The sequence below is a fragment of the Halomicronema hongdechloris C2206 genome, assembly GCF_002075285.3.
Lineage (GTDB): Bacteria > Cyanobacteriota > Cyanobacteriia > Phormidesmidales > Phormidesmidaceae > Halomicronema_B > Halomicronema_B hongdechloris.
Genome location: NZ_CP021983.2, coordinates 2,796,830 through 2,820,360, shown reverse-complemented (window position 1 = coordinate 2,820,360; position 23,531 = coordinate 2,796,830). Strand labels below are relative to the sequence as shown.

Sequence of the window (23,531 nt, the reverse complement as noted above, 5' to 3'; positions counted from 1 at the left end):
GTTGCTATTGGTCAGGAAAATAGCGGGTGAAGAAGTCCTGGGGAGTGAGGATAGGAATGCCGGAAAATTCGGTGAGCACTAGTAGGTCGAGATCACCAGTTACAATTGCGTCGACGCTACTTGCGATCGCATTGGTATCAATGACGAGGTTCATTCTTGATGATTACTCTGTTGCATGTCTCGCCGCACTTCTTTGACCAGGTTGGTGATTTCTTCCATGTTGAGCTGGTCGGGATCTGGCCCGAGGGCATCCACTCTGGCCATGAGATCTTCAAAGGAGGATGGCTTATGAATTTTTTGCAGGTGTATGCTGTCACCTGACTGCCAAATCAGGTATTCATCCCCTCGGTTGAGTTGAGCCTGAATTTCGGGCGAGATTTCTAGCTGGCGATCGCGAGTAGCCCTGACAATCGTGGCTTTACGCATGGGAGATCTCCTAATAGCTTGGATTTAGGGTGTCGAAGGCTGGGGTTAAGAGTATTTTGCTGTTAGCCCGCTCAATTCAGTGATAGGACAGTTCTGGTGCATCACTAATGGGATTGAAGCCTCCAAGATAAACCACCGAGGTTAGGGGAACATCGGGAACAAGGGTGCCTTTTACACAGTGATGAGCCCCGTAGTAATGTTTGTTATTGACATTGAGTTGGATCTCTAGTGGACGGACGACACTGACATCGTTGTACCCGCCTTCGTATCCACTGATGACGACTGGGGTGTTGGGGTCAAATTGACTGAGGGTTGCAATCAGGTCTTGAATCGTCATGATAATCGCGCAAGGGTATGGCAGGACATGAGAGGGCTAGGCATGATTAAGCGACTGCACTTGCCCCATGCCCATCGTAGTTTTGTAGCCAACTCCAGCGAAGAAGGCATACTGAGCTAGCACAGAAGCAATTCGGGCTTGCTCGGCATCAAGGAAACGGTACCTTATCCAGCCCACAGAACCAATTTGAGGGCCACCTTCAAGCCTAAGCACACGGGTTTTGAGGTCAAAGGCAGACACCATACCCTGCCACTCAATTTGGGAAAACTGCAGATCCTCCGGGGCAAAGGCATTCCAACGGCGTAGGAGGCTGCCAAAGACCAACTCTGGCAACGGAAATGGCTGGATTGTTTTTTTACCCTGCTTGAAGGCGGTGGGCGATCTCAACTCCAAGGAAAGATCATCACTGACTGGACTGGTCTTGCTCAATAGATGGTAGTTGCCAATCTGGACCTGCTTATGCTCACCGGGTAACGCTTCTACCCCTCGCAAAACAAAGGGGAAATTGCCCAGAGAAATGGGTTGAGTCCCCCAGGTATCTAAGCCTGCCAATAAGGGTTCCAGCAGGTCTCCATTCAGTAGACCAATGCGAAAATAGAACTCGTCATCTGGTCGAGTGCCTTGTTTACGGCGACGTCCTACCAGTCCTGAAAGGCTCATGGGGGAAACCTGAGTACTATGGACAGCCTGGGCTACAGAGGAATCTCCTGCCTGCAACCAGGTTAGAACCTGAGAGTGAATTGCCCGCCCTAAGGTAGCCGGGAAGCGGCCTTGGCCAGCCGCCGCCAATTGCACCACGATGGAATAGAGTGATGTAGATCTATGAGGCGTTGGCCATATATCTTGCCCCGTAGTAACAGCCAATGGGTAGGCAGGTTTCATCGGGAAGCCTCCAGTATTCACCTTCTAATTGTGCTTGGCTCACTAAACTCACGGGCGGCATCACAATGCGGTTGTAGACCATTAATCGAATAGATACTGCCAAATCTAAAGGGTTAAGAGGATGGCGACAAATAAATGTGCCGGAACCAGTTGTCTCGCCTGCAATAGACTTGGCCTGAATATGGATTTTGGCAGCCCACTTTCCTAGACGAATCCAGGTCCGGCGTTTGTCGTCATCCTTTTGCTGCAGCCAGTCTGGTAAGGTAGCCTGATCCTTTGCCATGATGTAGGTCCGGTAGGTGCTGCCTACGGCTAACTCTTTAGCTCGCCCAAAGTTAATGGGGTAGTTGCGGTCAGCGCCTTTATCGCCAAACTGTTTCGATTTGCCGTAGTAGTTCACCTGAGCAGCCTTAAACGTGTTGACTTGGTAGGCCCACTGCAGCGGTTGTGCAGGAAAAACATATATCCCAGTCTCATTCAGCGGATGTAGGCTCTGTTCGTGGCTGCTATCCAAATAATTGGGTTTTTGAGCGTATTCTCCCTGCAATCGGTAAGGGCGATTGAGGTATTGTCCCTCGAAAAGGGCATAGCTTAAAGCCCAGTTATGCAAGTACTTTTCAGTTTCAAACAGCGTCCCCATTTCGCGAGTGGCAAAAAAGACGTTATCGTGGAGGGTCAAATCACATTGGTAAAGCATCTTATCTATCCTCCAGATACTTACTTGCGTCTGCCTTTCTTGCCTGAATTTGCCCCATAGGTTTCGGCATAGGTTTGGGTTTGTTGGTACAAGATGCTAAGGACGGTCTGTGACTGGGCTTCGTCTTGGTAGATAGCTGTAACTTCTGCCAGCAAGCTATCTAGCTGCTCTCCAAAGATTTGCTGAGTCTTCCGCACGGGTTCTTGAGCCAATAGGATTGCTGCTACTTCCTGAGCTTTATTTCGCACTTCGTCAATTGGGGCATCTAGATCATTTTTGAGCGCGTCATAGAGTGCCTGGGTGAAGTATAAATTACTGAAGATTTCTCCATCCGCAAAGGCAATACCAATCAGGTGATTAGTCATGGTGCCTGTACGCGACTCTTGTGCCCCATAGCGGCGGGTACGGAGCAGATTACCCAGGACGTAGATAAAGCCTTCATAGGTGGGGTCTCGTAGCGTTTCTACTGTAGGAAAATTGACCTCGGGTAGGATGTGGTCGAGTTCATTGATGGCACTTCGCATTTCCCCTGCTTCGCTCATGGTGCCTCCCTCAAAAGGAGCATTGAAGGTGAAGCTCTTATGGGACTGTTCGTAAGGGCTGAGCGAGAAGGCTGAGTCTGAGTAAACTTTGGAGCGCTCAGAACCACTATCGCCAATGGCAAAGCCATAGATAATACAGTCGGGGCACTTTTTACAGGAGCCTTCGCCGTTGTACTCGCAAAACCTTTCCTTGTTTTCTTTGTCAGCAGTGGTTAGGCCCAGTGAGCGCAACAGCTCACGCCCTGCTAATCGCTCTGGTGTGGTCTGCTTGCGTTTGAACATAACCAAGCGGCTGAATTTATCAGTAGTGTCTAAGCCTGCCTTAGTACGAGCTACATTCAACACACCATCGGTTTGAAAGACTGGGAAGGATTGGCTATGGCGCACCATCAAAAAGTGAACGTATTTGCCAGAGGCGAGGCGAGGAAAGGTGCTGTGGAATTCAGGCTTGAGGGATTCGAGGATAGTCATGTTTATTTTTCTCCTTCAGTTTTTTGATTTTTAGTTTCGGCTTGGCTTTCTTGCAGAGTGAGCCAACGGTAGGCAAATTCGACACCCGATTTAATGCGATTGCGGTTTTCTTGGAGTAGAGCGCGATCGCCCTTACACATTTCGCCAAACAAATCTTTTACGCAAGTTGTCACAAATGCCTGAATAGCTTCTAATTCCTGAACCTTACGTTCCTGGTAAGGGAGAGATTTATCCGAAAGGATAGGTCGGTATACTTTTTGGCGATCCAGGGCATCTTGAAGCTGACCAGAACCCTGCAAAATAAGCTCTTCATCATCCCAATCTTCTGGTACCGACAGTATCAATTCCAGTGCCTTAGATAGAGGTAAAAGGATGGCATGACTCGATTCGCTTAGATTGACCCTGTAAAACTTGCGATATTCAGTCACAAGCTGTTTCGTAATCTTCAATTTTTTCTGCATATTGGTATTTCCCTCTGTCCAAATTTGTGCATAGCGCCAGTAGCGTCCAACTTCATCTGGGTAAGGTTCTCGTTTCAACTCTCGAAAATGAGATGCTGCAAGTGAGAAGATGTTTAAGACATCTGTCATCATGTCCCTGACCGTATTGGCGAAAGCTCTCCATCGTGGATCTGGGGGATCTCCTTCACAATCAAGATGTAAGGCATAGGCGATCATCAAGCGGTTCAGTAATTCATCTAGCCGCTGAACCCGATTCTGTAACCATTCCTCCAGATGCAATGAGTTGGGTAAGCCTAGCGAGTTCCAAAAGCCTGCTGGCCCATCGAGTTTTACTGACTCTCGAAACTCGCTATCGCTGCTATAAAGCGGGGCCGGACTGGTTGAAGCCACTACCTTGACCCCCAACAGCATAGGTAGAGCCATTGCCAGGAAAGCCGGTTCAATCCAGGCATCTGTAACCGTTTTTCCTCGTGTTGTTGTATATGTGATAGCTACAAACGGTAAATCTCGCCTATCTCCACGACCATAGTTTGGATTGCCGAAACGCCCCGCTTCTGATTCTTCTTCCAACCACGAATATGACCTCAAAGCCTGGATATCCATATTGTTCTCTTGCCAAAACTTACGGATATCCCAGAAATTGATGCGATCCTTGAGTTCATCCATTAAAACCCGAACTACTTTGGCTGTTTGAGGCGAGTAGACATAAGCTGGGAAGATATAAAGAAACACAGGTCTTTGATCTTCAAGTTTGCCAGCAGGAACAGCCCACATAGCTTGCCTAATCAGCATTTCTAAAGACCAAATTTTGGAGATGCCACGCTTAATATGTCTGCCACCTAAGGGGTTCTTGTTGCTGTATTGCTGCGGCTTGAACAGTACAACAGAGTCCATTTGGTCTTCTGAGGCAAACTCTCCTGAGCTAAGTGAGCAAATAGGTTGCTTAGAAGCCTTGGTTTTGGCCGCAGTATAGGCCGACAGTTCATCATCAAATGATGTTAGACATGGTTCCCAACCTGAAACTTCCAAATTTTGATTTAGATATCGATGAAAAACGTCTTGGGTTGGGCTTTTATATTCTGGTAGTAGATCATTCTCTTCTGCCCAATCAGCCAAGCTATAGGCCAGGTTTTCTAGAATTTTCTCCAGTTCCTCATTGTCAAGAGTGTTTTTCTGTGTAACAGCAATATAATAAGCTGCTGCACGGTACCAACCATAATTAACTCCCCCTGACTGAACCTGAGTTTGTTCTGGTGAAATACCTTGTTCAATTCCCAAATATTTGAGAACCCAGGGTACAAAGTCAGGGCAGGCTCCGAAAAACTCTTTTTGGGCTAAAAAAATTAGCTCTGCTAAGCGATCACTTCTTAAATCTGCCGCAGGTTCAAGCTTTTGACACTCTGTATCGCTTAACTCTAAGGATGCTAACCGTTTAGGTGTAGCTGGATTCTTGGCGTTCCCAACCTTTGCGATGATGACATCTGGTAATCCACGAATAAGTTGAGCTGGCTTGAATACTTCTAAAGTCTGGGGAGCAACTTTAAGACCTTTGCCGTCGCGCTTAAACCCAATATCTCCACTTAGCATTTTGTTGGCTAGCAACTGCTGGATTTGCTCCCAAAGCACAGCTTGAATAGTTTCTCGATCTGGAGTTTCTGAATCTAGCGGCGCTAGATAAACGACACCTTGAGCAAAAAATAAGATGGGTTTCCAGTCTAAATCTTCAGTGAAGTGTAAAACAGCGTTGTGGATGCCAGTAGTGAGCAGACCAGTGCAGTCTCTCAAACGGTGATAAACTAATTTTCTCTCTATTTGAAGTGTTTCCAGATGTTCTCTTAAAGCATGTCCGCGAGATCTACTTTGGTTGCCTTCCTTTGGTGTAACGATATCCGCTGGGTCATTCATATGAACTGCAATATCCCCAAAAGCAAGGAGAGGTCGAAGTGGATTTTTCAATCTTCTCTGATCAGTAATCTTGGGATTCCAAACTTCTAACCTGGGATTGGTTCCGGTCTTATACTGTGTATTCTGAGCTAGAAAACCTATATCACCAAGATAATTTTCCCAGTCTTGCCAAAAATCTGTAAAGTTCAGCTTATGCCCTAATTTATGGCAAAGCCCTAAGATCTCTGAAACCTCATGGGTCTTGGGTGCATCTTCTTCTTCCCCCTGACAGTATTTGTTGTAGTCATGGAGCGTTAGCCCCAAGCATAACAGTTTTTTCTCTTCCTCAGTAAGCTGTTTGTCCTCATCTAGAAAAGTCTGTAAATTCCAGGCTGTTAGGATGGCATTGATGACATGAACTAGTAAGCTTTGGTCTGCACTTTGGTTCCAGCGCTGGACTTTCTCTTCACAAAATGGATCATCCCGGAGCCGGTAACGATGTACCGCATCAGAACCCCCTAGAGCAGGAACGAGGGCAAATTCCTGTTCCATTGCGGGCACCACAGTTTCAACAAACCTCTGAATAACTGGATCGGGCTCTTCTTGCAGCGTAGTGGTGAGTAAGTCTTGTAGGAGAGTCATTGTAATTTGCAATCTAAAAAAACATTGGGGCTGAATTTTGGCGGCAGAGTTTGCTTAAGCGCCCATTTCTCAACGCTTTAAGTAGCAAAGCATCTTGCCCAAAAGCACAGGCATAGGATTTTTCGGAGCTATCTAACAATGGATACAAACCAAAAAGTGGACCAACTCTAAGGGCATCTCTCACTTTCCAGTAATCGCCTGGTACTAGGAAGCTAAGAAACTTCTTGCGACTCATGCAGTTGATAACATCGGCTTGGGGATGCTGAGACAGTCTGAGTTTGCCAAGCAAAATTAAGTCACAGCATTGCAATTCGCTACTATCCCGTCCAGTCCGTAGCTGGATATCTATACGCTCATCAACCCACCTCTGTACTTTTAAGAACACTTGGGCATATTGGAAGGTGTAGTCCCGATAGCCTCTGCGATAGGCAGCTTCTAGGAATTCGGCTTCGTCCAATACTTCGACCAGGGTATAAGGCAACAGTCTGAGCAAGTCGTAGGTGTAAAAGCGGTTCTCATCCCATACAGCAGCCTGGATACTGGTACCACCACGAAAGCGAATCAACTCGGTCTGGATTGCCTCAGCGACTGATTTATCGTAATCTCGTAACTTTCTTTGGGCAAAGCCTATGATGTTGCTGCCATAAAGAGGCTGTAAATCTTTGGCGATGCGCTCGTAGACGGGCTGCATCACCTTGGCATATTCTTTGGCTTTTAACTGCGACAGCATCCCTTGAGCCTGAACTACACCCCACTCCCGACGATATTCCTGAAACTCTTTGGGGGCATCAAAAGCGTCAATGATGGTATCGCGAAGCTCTTCACGGTCAACGCTTGCCCCTTCAGTGAGCTGTTTTTTCAATTTGCCCAAAATCCAGGAGGCATATTCTGGCAGTAGCGCAATCGCCCGATAATGCTTGAAACCTTCATGTCTCCCCAACCTGCCGAGTCGTTGGATAACAGTGGCAGAGTCACTACTTTCAAAAATCAGCAGATGAATTTTGAAATCTACACCAACATCTACAGCCGATGTACCAATTACCAGGACAGGTTTCCGGGAATGTTTCAATTTTTCCTGAGTTACCTGACGAGAAGCTCGATCCATCCGCCCACTAATTTCCTCGACCTCTACCGAGTTCTGAAATAAACCTTTCAGCAAATCAACAACTCTGCCAGCTTGAGCTACTGAGTTGAGGATGATTAGTCCTCGCCCTCGTTGCTCATTTGCTAGCCATTCATAGACTTCGTGGTATTTCCCCTGTAACCACTCCAAAACATCCTGTTTTTTGAGCTGCATAAATTCAAGTTCGACAGGTTCAAGAATTTTTCGATATCCGTCTTGTGGATGATCTGAATAGTTTCCAGGAATGATTTTGGGTTCCCCAAAGTCGGCTGCCTTAAGTTGTTTTACGAAAGAATCTTTGGGAGTTGCAGAGGTAAATAAGAACCGTCGCTTGCGTCGCTGAGACCGCCGAATAAAGCCCATGCTGTTAATGACAGCTGATTCCTGATGTGGTCCAAATATATGAAATTCGTCAAATAACCAGAAATCTGGAAACTCAGCCATTAACAAAGGAAGCTCAAAATCTCCATAAGCAGGGTTCTTATACTGAAAATGCGTGATCAAATGAAAAATGTCTGGGTTAGTTAATATCAGAGGCTTATTCTCGATTGCTTTGCGCAGTTCTTGAAACCGATTACTTTCTCCATCGCGTACCCGACGGCTAAGTTCTTCACCATAAAGACGATCAATGCGTTTTTCCGCATTCAAGCCAAACGTTGAATGCCAGCCCTTTCGGGTATCACTGTCCCGGTGACTTCTATCCTGGTCATCAACCAGCTCGATAGTGGGATACATTCCCACCATCCGGAGGTTCTTATTCAAGAGAATAGGTAAGGTAGCAGCCAGAGACTTCCCATCCCCAGTTGCCGCCGTATTAAAGATTACGTCAGTATCCCCTTGCACCACAGCTTCCCAGGTAAGGGCCTGGTGTAAAGATAAGGCACAAGACTGGCCTTTTAGGGGCTTTAGATCTGAATTTTCAGCAACTCGGCACTTCTCTTGACACCCAAGAGGGCAGTTCCCTGGCCCATCATTGAGCTTGGAATATAGTGGTTTAAGAAAAACTTTCATGATTTATATTCCGGTATCTGGGTCGATAGTAATACCAGTACCAAATTAGATGTCGTCAAAAAAAGACAACATCTCCTATCCGTAGGAGGTGGCTTCCGTAAAGCTCACAGAAGCCACCCAGTAGATTTAGAAAGAAGCTATTTCCCAAGAAAATGAACTGCCGTTGGCTTAATCCAGATATCCCATCGCCAACGACCATTGACCTTTTCCTCAACCGATGGCCTGATATCCAGACTGCCAAGTGGATAACGTACTTCTAAGGCGCCTTGAGATGCCATCTCTCTGATCAACTTGCCGGTGATCGCTTGCTGGGTAATCAAGGGCACTATCTTTTCTACTTCTTCCGTTCTGAGGCCTAATGCCAGGGGGGCATTATAGTCTCCGAAGTTGAAGCTATAATTCATGAGTATCCTCCGTGGATATTGTGAGTTAGCAGTTGTCTGAGTTGGAAGCTGTGGACTAACTGCGTTTTTTGAGGGCTGCGCCGCTTTGGTGTGGCCCTGCTTTTATTTAAGGTAGCACAGTGGTTTATATACTTGTTCTATTACCACAAATTATTCTCCATGCTTCTGGGTAGAATGCTATTCTGTGCCATGGAGGGGATACCCGAATCAAGACTCGACTTACCAGAATCCTGCCAGGCGGGACTGAAACATAGAGCAAGTGTATGATTTGGAGTCCCCTCTACTGCTCATGCTGCTCACCACCTCATCCTCCTAGTGAGTGACGCGAAGCTACATTCTCTGGCCTTTTCCCTCGAAATCTTGAGGTGCCTATCAGAGCAACCTCTCACCCGTGAGGCATTGAGCCTCCGAATGACGGATTTTCTAGACCGGCATGGCCAGTCCTCTAATGACATTGATCAGAAAGTTAGCCGAGCCATCCGGAAGCTCAGGGACTGTGGCTTTACAATTAGCAGTGCTCCTAACCGCCCCTACGAGTTGGTGGAGTCCTCTTTCCCAGTCCTGCTTTCTCCCAAGCAAAGAGACTCTCTGGCACTTGCAGCATATGTCCTCAGCGATATGGGCTTCTCTGCCCAGGCCAGTGACCTACTCCATATTGGCAAGCTAAGTGAGCCCGTTGAGCCATCCCAAGTCAAAGTTGCCTTTAGTCCTCCTGTTGATTACAGCGAGACTAAGCTAGAAGAGACGGTTAAACAATTACAAGACCGCTTTCAGCGAGGATGTCGCTACGTCATTCGATACCGTAGCAGTTCCGGTAAAACCAATAACTGGGACTGCGATCTCTCAGAACTCCGCTTTCACAACGGCTTGCTATACCTATTTGCCCATATCTCTAACTTTTCACCTCGTTACAGTGAAAAGCAGCCCAGCATCGAGCAAAACCTGATCTTTCGCATTGATCGTATCCTCAAGGTTTACCCTGCTTCAGATACTCTCTGGTCCAGACTCAGCTTCCCGACAGAAAAGGTGCGATACCGTATGAGTGGCCCCTTGGCCCACTACCAACCCCGCCGAACCAACGAAGTTGAACTGTATCGGGATCCGGATCAACGATTCGTCGATATTGAAACCTCTGAAGACCATTGGTTTTGGTTCCGTCAACGAATGCTGCAATATGGTAGCAACGTCAAGGTTCTTGAGCCTCAGTGGATGGCTAACCAGCTACTGAAGGAATATGAAAGGGCTTATCGAAATCATCAGGGATGAGTCAGTTGTGGATCTCTGATCCAGAGATATTCAACCAATTGGATGCGATCTGGATAGATTTCTCAGCAGCCGCTGCGATCGCATCCTCTAGTCTCCTACCCGAGCGAGATTCCCCATGCGATCGCATCACGATTGCGTCTCTCAGGTCGCTTAGCCTGAATTATTCAGGTGAGCCATCCAGGTACTGATACCAATTACTTATAAGGCTGCGCTCAATAGGGCTTCCAAGACGAAATCATAGGAAGTCAAGGACATCAAATGCTCTGGGGTCAGGGTTTCTAGCACCTCTGTTACCTCACCCCTTAATGCCGCCAGGGACGGGCAATTCTGCCAGCGCAAAGGCTGCTTCAGGGCTTGCCAAACCCGCTCAATGGGATTGAGTTCGGGCGAGTGCGGCGGTTGAAAAATCGGGATGATGTTCTCAGGCCATTCCAGGGCTTTGGCACAGTGGGCACTGCAACGGTCGAGTTTCAACAGGGCAAGGTCTGACCCTAATTGCGCCGACAACTGGTTGAGGAATTCCTGAAAGCAAGTGCTGTCGAGGTGGGAGAACTCGTAGAAGAAGCTGAAGCCCCTGAGAGGTTCGACTGCTCCATACTGCTCCATAGAGGTAAAAGGCCTCTCGTTGCCACTGCTGAGGTCCGATGGGTTTGATGCCGGGGGCCGTCAGTAATCGGCCAGCAATCGTTTTGAGTCCTAAGCGGGTCTCATCTTGGCATAGGTAACGCACCCGACGTTGACCGCCCTGCAATCGCTGCAGTTCCCGCATCGCTAAGGGGAGGGTTTTTAAACGCGGTTTGGGTCGCTGGGTCGGTCTTAACGCTTCGAGGCCGAGGCACTTTCAGCTTGGCTCGGAGGCGATAGCGCACCAGTTGATGAACCGCCGTGTAGGACAACTCGATGCCCCACTCCGCCTGCAGCCACTGCTGCACCTCTCCATAGCTACGAAATCCCTGGGGTTGTGCCAATCGAGCTTTCAAGGCCGCTAACGCTTGGCCGCGCACCTGAGGCGTTTTGCCAGGGGCTTTACCCTCATGTAGTAATCGTGCTAGGCCACCTTGACGGTACTTGCCGAGCCAGCGAGTCACGGTGGCGTTGTCTCGCCCTAAGCGACGGGCTAATTCATCGCGCCGATCAATCTGTCCACTTTTGAGCCAGTAGAGCATTTGCAACCGTTCTTTTTGGCTCGCTGTACGCGCTCCTTGCAGGGACTTTTTGAGGCGGTCTTCGCTTTCGGCGATCGCAATCTTGAGAGGACGACCCATGGCACTTCCTGATTTCTGAGTATGCGCTTTTGCTATGGCGCATACTCACTTGTAATTGGTATAAGCAGGCGATGGCCTGTTGTCGCGCTTTCCAGTTGACCAATCGAATAATGCCGCAGTGGGGGGTGCCCCGCACGATGGCCAACTCACCAAAGTCTTTGTCAATCGTCACCAGCACCCGTCCTTCCTGATAGGCCGTTAGCAGAATTTCTGCGTCTCCTGGGTCGCTATCCCAATCCCCGGCCCAAACGACATCATGACCCGCTTCAGATAAAGGTAATTTGGCACCTCCCCAAACACAGCTATCGAGTAAAAGCTTCATGGTTAAGCCTCGATCAGGAGAGGCTCAACCCGCTCATGGCCAATGAGACGATGAGCGTAGACCAGACAAGCTTGGATGTCTTCCTGTTCTAACCAGGGATAGCCCTCTAGTAGCGTTTCCACAGAATCGCCAGCCGCTAGCATTCCTAAAATGTGTTCTACTGCTAACCTGCGCCCTCGAATAATCGGCTTACCGCCAAAAATGTCAGGGTTGATGGTGATGCGCTCTAGCAGTTGTTGTTCTTGCAGGTAGGTCATCGGTTCAGATCCTCGTTAATAAAATGGTCTTTGACAGATTCAAGGATGGTTGATTTGCACTGATCGGCTGTCACATAGCCTCAGAGCCCTCACCACCAGAGCATAGAGTTGTTGATATTCCAGGTCATCGGGTTCAAAACAGTCCAGGCGGGTAACGCCGACCTCATATTCTGTTTGATTGAAGTGGAAAGGCTTTGAGGGAAGCGCAATGGAGGAGGGCAGATTGAGTTTATTCAATAAAGCTGTCCAACTTTTGGCAACAGCCTGGTTCGCTTGTGGATGGAGCCTGATGCTCTGCTTCGTCGCCACCTCAGATAATTGCCAACCGTTCGTCCAGGCTGAATGATGTCTCCCCGCAGCCATGATGACAACACTGAGAAGATTATTGATTTGCTCCTCATCAAGATCAAAGTGATCCTCAAGTAGAGGCACGAATTGAGCGTCCAGAAATTCCCAACCCAGAAATGCACTCTCAATGGCATGTCCGGGACGTGGATCGGTCGTCTCATGAATTCGCATTCGCTGTTTTTGAGTTCTTCCCTCTACGTCCTTCGTTTCTTTATCATTAGGGTCATAATCTGTGTGGGCTAGCAAGAGTGACCTGGGATTGTGAGCCTTGAATGTTTCAGATCGAAACTCTTCGTAAGCAATTTTTTGCCATAATCGCATGGAATCCTGCCAAGGTTGCTGAAGCTTGCCGAGGTCATGGGTTAAAACTGCCAGGAACACCAGAATTTCAAACAGGGCTGTAGTCTCTATCTGTCGTAATTCAGACTCAGTAATTTTGTAATCTGGCAAGACCTTCTCTCGAATAAAACGACCTCCTGCCTCACAAATCTCATCTTTTACACTGACATAAGGTTCGTAGCAGGCTTCATTCCAGCATCGCCACATCAACGCTAAATGCTCAACGTAGGTATCCATGTGGTACTGATACTGATTGATGACAGTCTTTTTCTGCTTGGGCTGCGAAACAAAAGGCTCGCCATCCCTTGATGGCTCAGGATCAACGATAATTCTTAGGCCAACATCCTTGCTGTAGAACACATATTCAGGATTCACCAGAATACGGGTGCTAAAGATAATGTCTTTAGTGGTGTTAATGTCGCTGAGGATAGGCTGACTATAGGTTTCAGCTTTCTTGTCTGCGGGTGATTCAATGCGCTTAAATAGCCAACTTTGATTTCCCAATTCCTGAAAATCTCTCAAGGCTTTACAGAGTGTTGTTCTCGGCAAAGAGAACGGCTCTAATTCATCGATAGATACTTCGGAGCTTTCACCATCAATAAGAATGGGTTCTCTGGCAACAAAGATATTGCGGTTATCAACCCAGCGGATTAAGTCACGGGAAGCCGAGCGATCACCTCGAAAAATAGCATCCTCAAATCGAGTGATAAAGCTCTTGCGATTGTTTTGTCTGCGCTTGATTTGTAATTGTGACTCATCTTCGTGAACTTCGTTTACCCAGTCTTCCTCAATGTTGAAACCCACTGGAACTGAAGAGTCATGCTGCTTTAAGACCTTCCAGGTTAAATTGCAGATTTCATCTTCATAGGGTAAGAACTGCCGTTTCCTCCCAGTCTGCTTACCCTGCTCGTCAACATCTTCGGCAATATCAGCCTCCGTCAAAGCTGGCGTGTCGCCTCCGACCTGAATCTCACGGTAGACTCTGACCTCACCCCTACCCCCAAACCGGGCACAGCGTCCGGCGCGTTGCAATAAAGAACTCATCGGCGATAGATGGGTATGCATGACCTCACAGGTGATATTGATGCCCACCTCAATTACCTGAGTTGATATCAACACATGACATTTACCGTCATCCTGCTGTTGCCACTCCTTTCCAAACCTCCTTTCCAAATCCGCTTCTTTTTCCTTTCGGTCTTCGGGTAAAAAGCGGGAATGGAGCAGCGTAATCTCTAACCTATCAGAATCTTTGTGATTGACTAAGTCCTGAAATAATCCCTGGGATAAAGATACGACATTGCAAAGAACAATAACTCGTCTGCGATTATGCTCACGAATATCCTGAAGGATTAAATCGGCAGTCAATGGAGACTCAATGGCGGCAAAAGTGCGACAGCGATCGCCCTCTATTTTCTGTAAATCTGATGATTGCACTTCAATAACTTTCATTGGGAAACTACCTTCTGAATTTCACCTGCTAGCTCATCTGTCAGAGTCGCAGTCATTAACAAAAAAGGAGAAATCCCATTCACTTGCTCTAAAACCTTCAAAAGGGTTGCAAAGGAGCGCTCTGGATCAAGCAAATGCAACTCGTCAAAAACTAAGTAAGAAGAAAAAATAGCACCTGCATTCACGTTGGCAGAACCACGACCTACTGAATATGGAATATTCAGAAAACTGCTTAACATTTGATCAATCGTGCAGAAAATAATATCTCCTTCAAATCTTGGATCTTCAGGATTTTCTCCAGTTTGAAGTGTGACTGCCAGTGGGCGATTGAGCAGGTGTTTCTTCGCCCAATCATTTACCAGACCCTGGGTTCTTACCCGTAAACTATTGGCCAAAGTTCTTAACGGCACTACATAAATCAGTTTTTTAGGAAACTCTATGCTTAACGTCCTTGCGAACAGATAGGGGGATACAGCTGTTTCCGTTTTGCCAGACCCTGTGGGTGCCCGCAAGAGCGTCCCCCTGAAGCTACCTTCTAAGGCTCCCTGTAAAATCGCTTCTATGGTTTCTCGTTGAAAATTTCTGGCAGTAAACGAGGTTAAATCCTGAAAAAGAGTGTCTAAGGTATCCACTTCTAATGCTTGTCGTTTGACAGGTCTACTCATCTTAGTTTCCATACGTCAGTTCCTGTTGAAAGTAAAAATTATTCATAGCTGCGATCTCATTGGCAATCATGTTTGAACTAGCTTGCCTTCATGCTAGTTGAGGTACCCTGCGAAAAAGCTTCCGGGTTGAAGATAGTTCAAGAAAATTTCAAAGATTGCTCTTATGGATAACCTACCTCCGGAGCATAACAACGTAGACTGTGATGATAGTTACCCTATCTCAGTAGATTATGGTTCCACCATTCTGCAGTTGTCCCCATACCTGTGGAGGTTAGTGAGCCGCTGCGATCGCATCCTCCAGCCTTCTACCCGAGCGAGATCACCGTGCGAGGGTCGCAGACCGGCCTGCGGCCATCGCAACTCTGACCATTGCTGGATCTGAGATAGCGCTGCTAATGCTCTTCCCCCAATCGATCCGGCAGCACCTCTTGCAGCAGGGGCTTCAATTCATCCTTAATTTGTCCGGCCCGAATGAACTCGGCGTAGGTGTCCGATTCGATCGCCAACAATTCATCCCGCAGCTGCTGGGTGGCGAAGGCTTGAATCTCGGGATTCTGACGGACTAACTTGGTCAGCTTTTCGTTGACCTCATTGAGTTGACCTTCCACCAGGGCCATCTGATAGCCCAATAATTCCGGGTCCATTTCCTGGCGCTGCTTCAGATCTCTCAGTCGCTGCATCACCCGATTCATGGCCACCCGATGGGCCACCATCTGCTTATACTCCTGGCGCAGTGGTTCATCCCCGAGTAGCCCCAGCTTTTCTAACAGGGGCTGGGTGGTCAGCCCCTGCACCAGCAGGGTAAACAACATCACCCCAAACACGATGGCGATGATCTCTTCCCGTTGGGATAGACTCACCGGCACACTCAAGGCCAAGGCCACTGACACCGATCCTCGCAGCCCCCCCCACCAGAGCACGGTCTGGCCCTGACGGGGAATATTCGCCTGCACCAGCCAGTTGCTCAGGGCACCAAGGCCAAAAATACTGACCAGCCGGGTGATCAAAATAATGGCGATGGCAATGCCGATGACATTGAGATTATTGGCTAACCCCTCGAATTTCACCTGATCGCCAATCAACAGAAACACGATGGAATTGACGAAGAAGGCCACGAACTCCCAGAACTCTGACACCGCCAGGCGGGTGCGGGGATTCATGCCGATGCGGGAGCCGAAGTTACCCAAGATCAGGCCGGTAGTCACCACGGCAATTACCCCAGAGCCGCCCAGTTCCTCGGCCACCAGATAGGTACCATAGGCCGATACCAGGGTGAGGGACTGCTCGACTAGGGGCAAGTCGAAGCGCTGAGTCAGAAAGGAAATGCCGAAGCCAATCAGGGCCCCGATGCCAGTGCCGATGCCGACGAAGACCAAAAAGCGAGCCACGGTCACCGAGACGTCGAATTGCTCGACTCCCAGGGCCAACCCCACCAGCAGATTGAAGGCGACCACGGCCACCCCGTCATTAAACAGACTTTCCCCCTCCATTAGGGTGGTGAGGCGTTTATCCACCCCCAGTTCTCGAAACAGGGCCACTACCGAGACCGGATCCGTAGCCGATAGGCTGGCCCCCACCAACAGCACCGTGGCTAGAGACGCCCCGGCCAGGGTGCCCAGGCCCAGCACTAGGCCGCCAATGCTGATCAGCACTCCGACGACGGCATAGAGCAGAATGGGAATAAAATCACGCCTGAGGCTTTGCCAGTTTAGGTTCCAGGCGGCTTCAAACAATAGCGGTGGCAGGAAGATGAATAGAATCAGCTCTGGGGAGAGGTTAACCAGGCGCACATCTAAAATGGCCAGCCCCAGCCCCACCAGCAACAACAACAGCGTGTAGGGAATGTTGCGCAGCAGGGTCAGGACCCGCGATAGGGTCGCAACCCCCAGGGATACCAGGAGTACCAAGCAGAATTGGCGCAGGTTCGCTTCAATCGCTGGATCTTCCAGGGCCGATTCCACCACCATCAACCAGGACATGGGCACACGGGACGCTAGGTTTTCCACTCCAAAGTGTAGAGGTTATTTTTTCTGACGAATAGTATCGGCCTGGGCCAGCAGGGCATCGGCAAAGGTGAGGGATTGTTGATGGGATTGACCGCCAGCCAGTTGGGCCAGTTCTTGCCGTTGCTGCGACCGATCTAGGGGAGTTACTCGCACCACGGTACGCACGCTATCGTCAGGGTCGCCCTGGCCCGGGGCTCGACCAGTCTGGGCCGAGGCATCGACGACCTGCTTATCCACCTGGAAATGGATGTCGGCCATGGCCGCCACGATGGGTTGATGGGTGACGCAGAGCACCTGATGCTGACGGGCAATCTGATGCAACTTCTCGGCAATGGCCTGGGCCACCCGCCCTGAGACGCCCACATCGATTTCATCGAAAATCAAGGTAGCTACGGGATCTACCCGCGAGAAGCAGGTCTTTAGGGCTAACAGAAACCGGCTCATTTCCCCCCCAGAGGCAGTCTCAGCCAGGGGTTGCAATGGTTCCCCTGGATTGGGACTGAACAGAAAGCGAACCCTATCGGCTCCAGTGGCCGTGGGCTCCATGGGGCGCAGATCGACCTGAAATTGCACCCGTTCCATGGCCAGGGGTTTGAGTTCGGCGACCAGGGTGTCTTCTAGTGACTGGGCCGCTTGCTGGCGCTGGTGGGTTAACTCGGCACAGGCGGCCAGTAGGTGCTGGCGGCGGGTGTGATAGGCCTGCTCCAGGGCCTCTAGGGACTGGCCGTCGCCCTCCATGGCCGTTAGTGTCGCCTGCAGCTCGTCGCGATATTGGATTAACTCCGCCAAGGATCGATCGTACTTGCGGATCAATTGCTTCAGCTGGCTGAGGCGCTCTTCCACCGTTTGCAGCCGCTGGGGATCGCTCTCGATGGTGTCACCGTAGGCGTTGATCTGGCGACCAGCCTCTTCCACAGAGGCCAGGGCATTGCTGACAAGATCCAGGGTGGGGGCAATGGTGGGGTCGAAGTTGAACATGTCGCTCAGCAGGGATTCTGCCTTGCCCAGCAGGTCGGCGCAGGCCTCGCCGCCAGTCTCGTTCTCGTAGAGGATCTGATAGGCCTGATAGCTTTGCTGCTGCAGCTCTACACTATGGCTCAGCCGTTGCCGCTCTTGCTGCAGCTGGTCTAGTTCGTCGGGATCGTCTAGGTTGGCCGCGGTCAGCTCCCGGCTCTGATAGTCAAACAAGTCCAGCTGTTCCAAGCGCTGTTGCTCGGCCTGGCGACGGCGTTCCAGGGCCCGTTGAGCCTCTAGGGCCGCATTGTAGAGTTGGGTCACCTGTTGGCGCTGCCGCGTCAGAGATTCTCCCCCGAAGCCATCCAGCCAATCCCGTTGCCGGTCGGGGGAGCCCACCTGTAGGGTCTGTCCCTGGGCCGTGATCTCGACTAGCAGGGGGCGTAGGGCTTCGATCTGGGCCTTATTGACCAGGGTGCCGTTGAGGCGAGAGCGGCTGCGGACGGTGCCACGCCCGGCGGTGAGGTCTCGGCTACAGACCAATTCATGACTCAGGGGAATCTGGGGATGGTGGGTCTGCAGCCAACGTTTCAGATCGGGTGACAGGGTAAAGGTGGCCTCTAGAAAGGCCTTTTTGGCGCCGCTGCGGATTAACCGCTGGCTGGCCTTGCCTCCCAACAGGGCATCAATGGCATCCAGGATAATGGACTTACCGGCACCGGTTTCACCGGTGAGCACATTCAGCCCAGGTTGGAGCTGCAGATGGAGATGATCGATCAGGGCAATATTTTCGATGTGAAGGGAGGTTAGCATACCCAGCCTGGCTGCGATGGATAGGACATCCGAGAAGCATCTATCTTTTGAGGGTACAGCTTTCTTTCCACTCTCCACCGCTTTGTCCCGTCGTGCTCCGGCGCAATTCGTTACAATAGTTTACAGGAGCAAATTTTGATTTAATGACGTTGACAAGCACTCCCCTGGACGGGTCTTCGAGGACGGCTATGGCATCGCCCCATTTTTCCGGGTCAGATTCACCAAGTGCGACGGTTACGGTGGCCAGTGAGCCAGTGGTTGACGATAGCGGCGCCCTAGCGCCGTTCCCAGCATCATCGGGGAGCGCTGGCAAGAGCATTTTTGAACAATTGCGGGTCTACGACCCCGATGCGATCGCAGCTTACTATCGCCGTCGCCCCTGGCAGATCGTCTGGCGATTTCTCAGTATTCTGTGGCCCTTCGCCACCTTTTATCTGACGATTTGGTGGGATCGCCGCCAGGGCAAAAGCGAGCAACGGCAGCGGCAGCGAGCCGTGCAGCTGCGGGAATTATTGACGGATCTGGGACCGGCCTATATCAAGGTGGGCCAGGCCCTCTCCACTCGGCCCGACCTGGTGCCGCCCATCTTTCTAGACGAACTCTCCAGCTTGCAGGACCAGTTGCCCCCCTTTGCCAATGAGTTGGCCTACCACTTCATCGAGACCGAGTTGGGGGCTCCGCCAGACGAAGTTTACGCCGACCTGACCCCAGACCCTGTGGCCGCCGCCTCCCTGGGGCAGGTATATAAAGGCCGTCTGCACAGCGGTGAGGTGGTAGCCGTCAAGGTGCAACGGCCCGACCTGGCCCAGCGCATTACCCTGGACGTTTATATCCTACGGCTGCTGGCCCAGCTGGGCACCGACTACATTCCCCAGATTCGCAGCGATCTGGTGGGGATCATGGATGAGTTTGGGGCCCGCATCTTCGAGGAGATGGACTATGCCCACGAGGCTCAGAATGCCGAGCGCTTCGCCAAGCTTTACGGCCACCTGAATGACATCTATGTGCCCCGCATCTATCGTCAGTACACTCGCCGTCGGGTGCTGACCATGGAGTGGATCGACGGCACTAAGCTGACGAAGTTGAGCGAACTGCAAACTCGGGGCATCGACGCCACCCATCTGATCGAGATCGGCGTGCAATGCTCCCTGCGGCAGCTGCTGGAACATGGCTTCTTCCATGCCGACCCCCACCCCGGCAACCTGCTGGCCACCGCCGATGGCAAACTGGCCTACCTCGACTTCGGCATGATGAGCCAGGTGAAGCCCTATCAGCGCTACGGCCTGATCGAGGCGGTGGTGCACATGGTCAACCGCGACTTCGAAGGGTTGGCCCAGGACTACATCAAGCTGGAATTCCTCACCCCCGATACCGACCTACGGCCAATCATTCCGGCCCTGGCCGAGGTCTTCAACAACGCCCTGGGGGCCAGCGTGGCCGAGTTGAATTTCAAGAGCATCACCGATGAGTTCTCGGCCCTGATGTATGAATATCCCTTCCGGGTGCCGGCCTACTATGCCCTGATCATCCGTTCGTTGGTCACCCTGGAGGGTATCGCCATCAATGTAGATCCCAACTTCAAGGTGCTCAGCAAGGCCTATCCCTATGTCTCGAAGCGACTGTTGACGGATCCGGCCCCAGAGTTGCGCACCTCGCTGCGGGAACTGCTGTTCAAGGATGACCGGTTTCGCTGGAACCGCTTGGAAAACCTGCTGCGCAATGCCCGCAACAGCGAGGACTATGACCTGGCCAAGGTCTTAGATCAAACCATCGAGTTTTTATACTCCGAGCGGGGCCGCTTCATTCGCGATCGCATCGCCGCTGAAGCCGTGCGCACCCTGGATCAGCTGGGTCAGCACCTGCCTCACCTGCTCAGCCACACCCTCTATGAACGCTTCGGCTGGGGCGAGGCTCCTGCCCAGGCTGAGACCGCCGGCAAAAACGGCGCCCCCCCAGCCGAGGAGGACTGGCAGCACATCGTCAACATTCTGGCCATCCTGCGGGATACGGAGGGGTTTGACCCCACCTTGCTAGCCAGTCGACTCCCAGACCTATTGATGCGGCCAGAGACCCACTCCATGGGGCAGCGCATCGTCGGCGATCTGGCCCAGCGGACTGTGGCGCGCTGGCTGCGGGGCTGGCTACTCGCCGATGCCGATGCCGATGAGCAGCGGCCTATCCCAGAGCGAGCCGCCCTGCCCGCCTCGACGTCATCTTGAGGATTCCATGGCCATGATGCCTGCCACCGAGGCCGAAGCCCTGATTCTGCAGCTGGTTCAGCCCCTAGATCCACTACAGGATCGAGAGCAGGTGCCGCTGCCCCAGGCCCTGGGCCGAGTGCTGGCGGCTGAGATCAGCAGCCATCTGGACTTTCCCCACTGGGACAACTCGGCCATGGATGGCTATGCCGTGCGCTGCCAGGATGTCCAGGGGGCCACCACCGAGGCGCCCGTGGTGCTGACGCTAATCGAGGAAATCCCGGCCGGTCAGGTGCCCCAGCAAACGGTGCACCCAGGGCAGGCGGCCCGTCTGTTCACCGGTTCCATGCTGCCGGCCGGGGCCGACACGGTGGTGATGCAGGAGCACACCCAGGCCCAGTCTGGCCGAGTCCATATTTTGCAAGCCCCCCAGCCCCAGGCCTTCGTGCGCCAGCGGGGCAGCTACTATCGAGCCGGCGATCCCCTGTTGCCGGCGGGAGGGGTCCTGGGGGGGGCTGATATTGCCGTGCTGGCGGCGGCTCAGTGTGCTCAGGTGCCGGTCTATCGCCGCCCTCGGGTGGCCCTGCTCTCCACTGGCAGTGAGTTGGTCTCGCTGGAGACGCCCCTGGGCCCCGGCCAAATTGTGGACTCGAATCAGTATGCCCTGGCGGCCCTGGTCAGTCAGGCTGGAGGGGAGCCCCTCTGCCTGGGCATCGTGCCCGATGATCCACCGCAATTGCGCGCTGCGATCGCATCGGCCCTGACCCAGGCCGACCTGGTCCTCTCCTCCGGCGGCGTCTCCGGGGGGGATTACGACCATGTCGATACCATCCTCAAGGATCTGGGCGGCACCCTCCCTATTCGGGCCGTCGCGGTGAAGCCGGGGAAACCCCTCACCGTCGCCACCCTAGCGCACACCCCCAGCCTCTACATCGGCTTACCGGGCAACCCGGTTTCGGCCCTGGTCTGTTTCTGGCGCTTTGTGGCCCCCGCCCTGCGCAAACTCTCGGGCCAGGCCAGGGGCTGGAGTCCGGCCTTCGTCCCCGCTACCAACGAGCAGCCCCTACGGGCCGGGGGGCAACGGGAGACCTACCTCTGGGGCCAGTTACGGGCGGGCCAGGACGGCTATAGCTTTCGCCTAGCGGCCGGTAGCCACAGCTCTGGCAATTTAATCAATCTGGCCCAGACCAATGGCTTGGCGGTGGTGCCCATCGGTCAACGGCAGATCGCGGCCGCCGCCATCGTGCGGGTGCTGCCCCTAGGCGGTGCCTAGCCCCTGTCACAGGCCTCGCCGTTTCTGCACTATCCCCTGGGATAGCGTACTGCAGCCAGCGCCTAGGTTGCCAAGGCAGAAGTAGGAAGGTGGAAGGCAGAAAGGGAGATCCTGAATCAATGCAGCCTTTCCACTCTAGTCAATAGAGGCGTTATTTCTGCCGCAGAGTCCTAGGTAGTCGCTCACAGGAGGGGGTCCGTCGCCCTGCTAAGACTCGGCGGTTGACCGACGGGCTCTGTCCGCCGCTGACTGGCCTACGCTATCTCTGTTCGGGAACCGTATTACTCAGATTGTGTAACACCATGCCTACGTCCAATCACATCGCTGTGAACGCTGACCTTAGGGCTCTTCTAGATAGCCAGTACCTGGCCCGAATCCATGAATATTGTGCCCTGGCGGTGCGATCGCATCTGTCTGAGGCCGATGCCAATCGTCTGGGGGAACTGCTGACCATGGCCGAGACCGATGGCCACCTAGATTTCTGGATTCATGAAGCCGACCATTTCTTAGACCATGCCCTGGGTCTTAGCAGCGAGACCCGCGTCTATGCCTTCATCAACGAGAACTTAAAGGCCCGCCTGCGGGAACTACTAACCGAGGACGCCAGCAACGACGAGTCCTGCGAGTTGATTCAAGAGATCCAAGAGAGCCTCAACAGCGGTACCCGCCAGATTCAACAACAGCTCAAATCCCACGGCTTTGACCCCGGTCCCCTGGATGGCGTGCCCGGCCCCCGCACCCAAGCCGCCCTGAGCCAGTTTCAACAGGCCCATGCCCTCACCACCAGCGGCCTAATTGACCCGGCGACTCAGTCGGCACTGGGACTCTGAAGCATTCTGAAAACACCCGGTTAAACCGAGTCTGGGTATCACTGCTACAAATGAGGACGCAGCCTGTGATATTGCTGTCGCAGCCGCTCTAGCGCCCGTTGCCCGCGCTTGCGCAGAGTAGCTTCACTGGGCGGGGCGTCATCGAACCACTGCCCATACCATTGCCGAATTTCCCGCCAGCTGAGGCCGTTGATCACCTTCAGGTCAATCAAGATGCGATCGCACGCCGCCAATGCCCCCAACGCCTGCAACACGGCATAAATATCCGTATCGATTTCCTGGGCATCCACCAGTTGTGCCTGTTGGTCCTGGGCCACCACCTGACGACCCAGATCATTCTCGATGAAGTCATCGTAGGCCAAGGCCGCATAGCGATTCTGGTTGCGATGCAACTCCCGAATCACGTTATAGGCCGTGGTCCGCATCCAAGCCTTGGGGTGGCGGATCGAGTTCCCCGCCTGCTGTAGGTACTGAATCCCCCGCAAATAAGCCTCCGTGAAGATATCAATCTCGGTCAGGTGACTATCCAACCGAAACTGCTTCAGGCTTCTGCGAATGAACGCCAGCAGCGAACGGGCGTGAGGGTTATGGGGTTTGAGTAAAAACTGAATTTCTGCGTTGAACTGTCGCACAGCGGGGGGTGACGGCTGATGGCACATGGGCATT

General features: G+C 52.0%; 21 protein-coding genes and 1 pseudogene. 4 read left to right on the top strand and 18 right to left on the bottom strand.

The window, feature by feature from the left end; all coding sequences use genetic code 11:
* Nucleotides 1-4: 4 nt before the first annotated feature.
* The 9 genes from XM38_RS26000 to XM38_RS12690 form a co-directional block, all read right to left on the bottom strand.
* Entirely contained in the window at nt 5-154 is a 150-nt protein-coding gene (locus XM38_RS26000; RefSeq protein ID WP_187329394.1) for a hypothetical protein, read from the bottom strand.
* Nucleotides 151-426, bottom strand: a complete 276-nt coding sequence (locus tag XM38_RS12725; protein ID WP_088430040.1) for a hypothetical protein — start codon at nt 424-426, stop codon at nt 151-153. The genes XM38_RS26000 and XM38_RS12725 overlap by 4 nt, the downstream gene beginning before the upstream one ends.
* Before the next feature lie 76 nt (nt 427-502).
* Nucleotides 503-763: a hypothetical protein gene (locus XM38_RS12720; RefSeq protein ID WP_080810408.1), complete on the bottom strand. Its 261-nt coding sequence runs from the start codon at nt 761-763 to the stop codon at nt 503-505.
* Nucleotides 764-799: 36 nt separating this feature from the next.
* A complete protein-coding gene (gene cas6, locus XM38_RS12715; RefSeq protein ID WP_080810409.1) occupies nt 800-1,645 on the bottom strand; it encodes a CRISPR-associated endoribonuclease Cas6 in 846 nt (281 codons plus the stop codon).
* Nucleotides 1,584-2,342 carry a type I-D CRISPR-associated protein Cas5/Csc1 gene (gene cas5d / locus XM38_RS12710; RefSeq protein WP_080810411.1) on the bottom strand — a complete coding sequence of 253 codons (759 nt, stop codon included), beginning with the start codon at nt 2,340-2,342 and terminating at the stop codon, nt 1,584-1,586. The genes cas6 and cas5d overlap by 62 nt, the downstream gene beginning before the upstream one ends.
* Nucleotides 2,343-2,362: 20 nt before the next feature.
* The gene (gene cas7d / locus XM38_RS12705) at nt 2,363-3,355 is read right to left on the bottom strand and encodes a type I-D CRISPR-associated protein Cas7/Csc2 (RefSeq protein WP_080810412.1); all 993 of its coding nucleotides are present in this window, start codon (nt 3,353-3,355) and stop codon (nt 2,363-2,365) included.
* A 2-nt stretch (nt 3,356-3,357) separates the two neighbouring features.
* A complete protein-coding gene (gene cas10d, locus XM38_RS12700) occupies nt 3,358-6,342 on the bottom strand; it encodes a type I-D CRISPR-associated protein Cas10d/Csc3 (protein ID WP_080810414.1) in 2,985 nt (994 codons plus the stop codon).
* Between the two features lie 13 nt (nt 6,343-6,355).
* Nucleotides 6,356-8,476, bottom strand: coding sequence for a type I-D CRISPR-associated helicase Cas3' (cas3, locus tag XM38_RS12695; protein WP_088430038.1), 2,121 nt, complete (start codon nt 8,474-8,476; stop codon nt 6,356-6,358).
* 137 nt (nt 8,477-8,613) lie between these two features.
* Nucleotides 8,614-8,880 carry a hypothetical protein gene (locus tag XM38_RS12690; RefSeq protein ID WP_080814216.1) on the bottom strand — a complete coding sequence of 89 codons (267 nt, stop codon included), beginning with the start codon at nt 8,878-8,880 and terminating at the stop codon, nt 8,614-8,616.
* A gap of 411 nt (nt 8,881-9,291) precedes the next feature.
* Between XM38_RS12690 and XM38_RS12685 the strand changes: the two genes are divergently transcribed.
* Nucleotides 9,292-10,146: a helix-turn-helix transcriptional regulator gene (locus XM38_RS12685; RefSeq protein WP_088430036.1), complete on the top strand. Its 855-nt coding sequence runs from the start codon at nt 9,292-9,294 to the stop codon at nt 10,144-10,146.
* A 1-nt stretch (nt 10,147) separates the two neighbouring features.
* Here the strand turns inward: XM38_RS12685 and XM38_RS27695 are convergent, their stop codons facing one another.
* The 8 genes and pseudogenes from XM38_RS27695 to recN form a co-directional block, all read right to left on the bottom strand.
* Nucleotides 10,148-10,276 (bottom strand): hypothetical protein, encoded by a 129-nt coding sequence (locus XM38_RS27695; RefSeq protein WP_256995606.1) that lies wholly within the window; start codon nt 10,274-10,276, stop codon nt 10,148-10,150.
* 68 nt (nt 10,277-10,344) lie between these two features.
* A pseudogene (locus tag XM38_RS12680) lies at nt 10,345-11,354 on the bottom strand (IS630 family transposase).
* Nucleotides 11,281-11,733 (bottom strand): DUF5615 family PIN-like protein, encoded by a 453-nt coding sequence (locus tag XM38_RS28955; RefSeq protein WP_225889305.1) that lies wholly within the window; start codon nt 11,731-11,733, stop codon nt 11,281-11,283. Before XM38_RS28955 ends, XM38_RS12680 begins: the two are co-directional and overlap by 74 nt.
* A gap of 2 nt (nt 11,734-11,735) precedes the next feature.
* Nucleotides 11,736-11,981, bottom strand: a complete 246-nt coding sequence (locus XM38_RS12675; RefSeq protein ID WP_080814224.1) for a DUF433 domain-containing protein — start codon at nt 11,979-11,981, stop codon at nt 11,736-11,738.
* A 48-nt stretch (nt 11,982-12,029) separates the two neighbouring features.
* Nucleotides 12,030-14,126: a helicase-related protein gene (locus tag XM38_RS12670; RefSeq protein ID WP_080814212.1), complete on the bottom strand. Its 2,097-nt coding sequence runs from the start codon at nt 14,124-14,126 to the stop codon at nt 12,030-12,032.
* Nucleotides 14,123-14,791 (bottom strand): DEAD/DEAH box helicase, encoded by a 669-nt coding sequence (locus XM38_RS12665; RefSeq protein ID WP_080814222.1) that lies wholly within the window; start codon nt 14,789-14,791, stop codon nt 14,123-14,125. Before XM38_RS12665 ends, XM38_RS12670 begins: the two co-directional genes overlap by 4 nt.
* Before the next feature lie 392 nt (nt 14,792-15,183).
* On the bottom strand, nt 15,184-16,758 hold the full coding sequence (locus XM38_RS12660; RefSeq protein WP_080814210.1) for a cation:proton antiporter: 1,575 nt from the start codon (nt 16,756-16,758) through the stop codon (nt 15,184-15,186).
* 54 nt (nt 16,759-16,812) lie between these two features.
* Complete coding sequence (gene recN, locus XM38_RS12655) at nt 16,813-18,564, bottom strand: DNA repair protein RecN (protein WP_088430034.1); 1,752 nt, start codon at nt 18,562-18,564, stop codon at nt 16,813-16,815.
* Between the two features lie 188 nt (nt 18,565-18,752).
* Between recN and XM38_RS12650 the strand changes: the two genes are divergently transcribed.
* The 3 genes from XM38_RS12650 (at nt 18,753) to XM38_RS12640 (ending at nt 22,865) form a co-directional block, all read left to right on the top strand.
* Entirely contained in the window at nt 18,753-20,783 is a 2,031-nt protein-coding gene (locus tag XM38_RS12650; protein WP_080814208.1) for an ABC1 kinase family protein, read from the top strand.
* Nucleotides 20,784-20,796: 13 nt separating this feature from the next.
* Nucleotides 20,797-22,035: a molybdopterin molybdotransferase MoeA gene (locus tag XM38_RS12645; RefSeq protein ID WP_080814219.1), complete on the top strand. Its 1,239-nt coding sequence runs from the start codon at nt 20,797-20,799 to the stop codon at nt 22,033-22,035.
* Nucleotides 22,036-22,337: 302 nt separating this feature from the next.
* A complete protein-coding gene (locus tag XM38_RS12640; RefSeq protein WP_202978885.1) occupies nt 22,338-22,865 on the top strand; it encodes a peptidoglycan-binding domain-containing protein in 528 nt (175 codons plus the stop codon).
* A gap of 44 nt (nt 22,866-22,909) precedes the next feature.
* Here the strand turns inward: XM38_RS12640 and XM38_RS12635 are convergent, their stop codons facing one another.
* The gene (locus XM38_RS12635) at nt 22,910-23,524 is read right to left on the bottom strand and encodes an RNA polymerase sigma factor (protein ID WP_137455099.1); all 615 of its coding nucleotides are present in this window, start codon (nt 23,522-23,524) and stop codon (nt 22,910-22,912) included.
* Nucleotides 23,525-23,531: the final 7 nt, after the last annotated feature.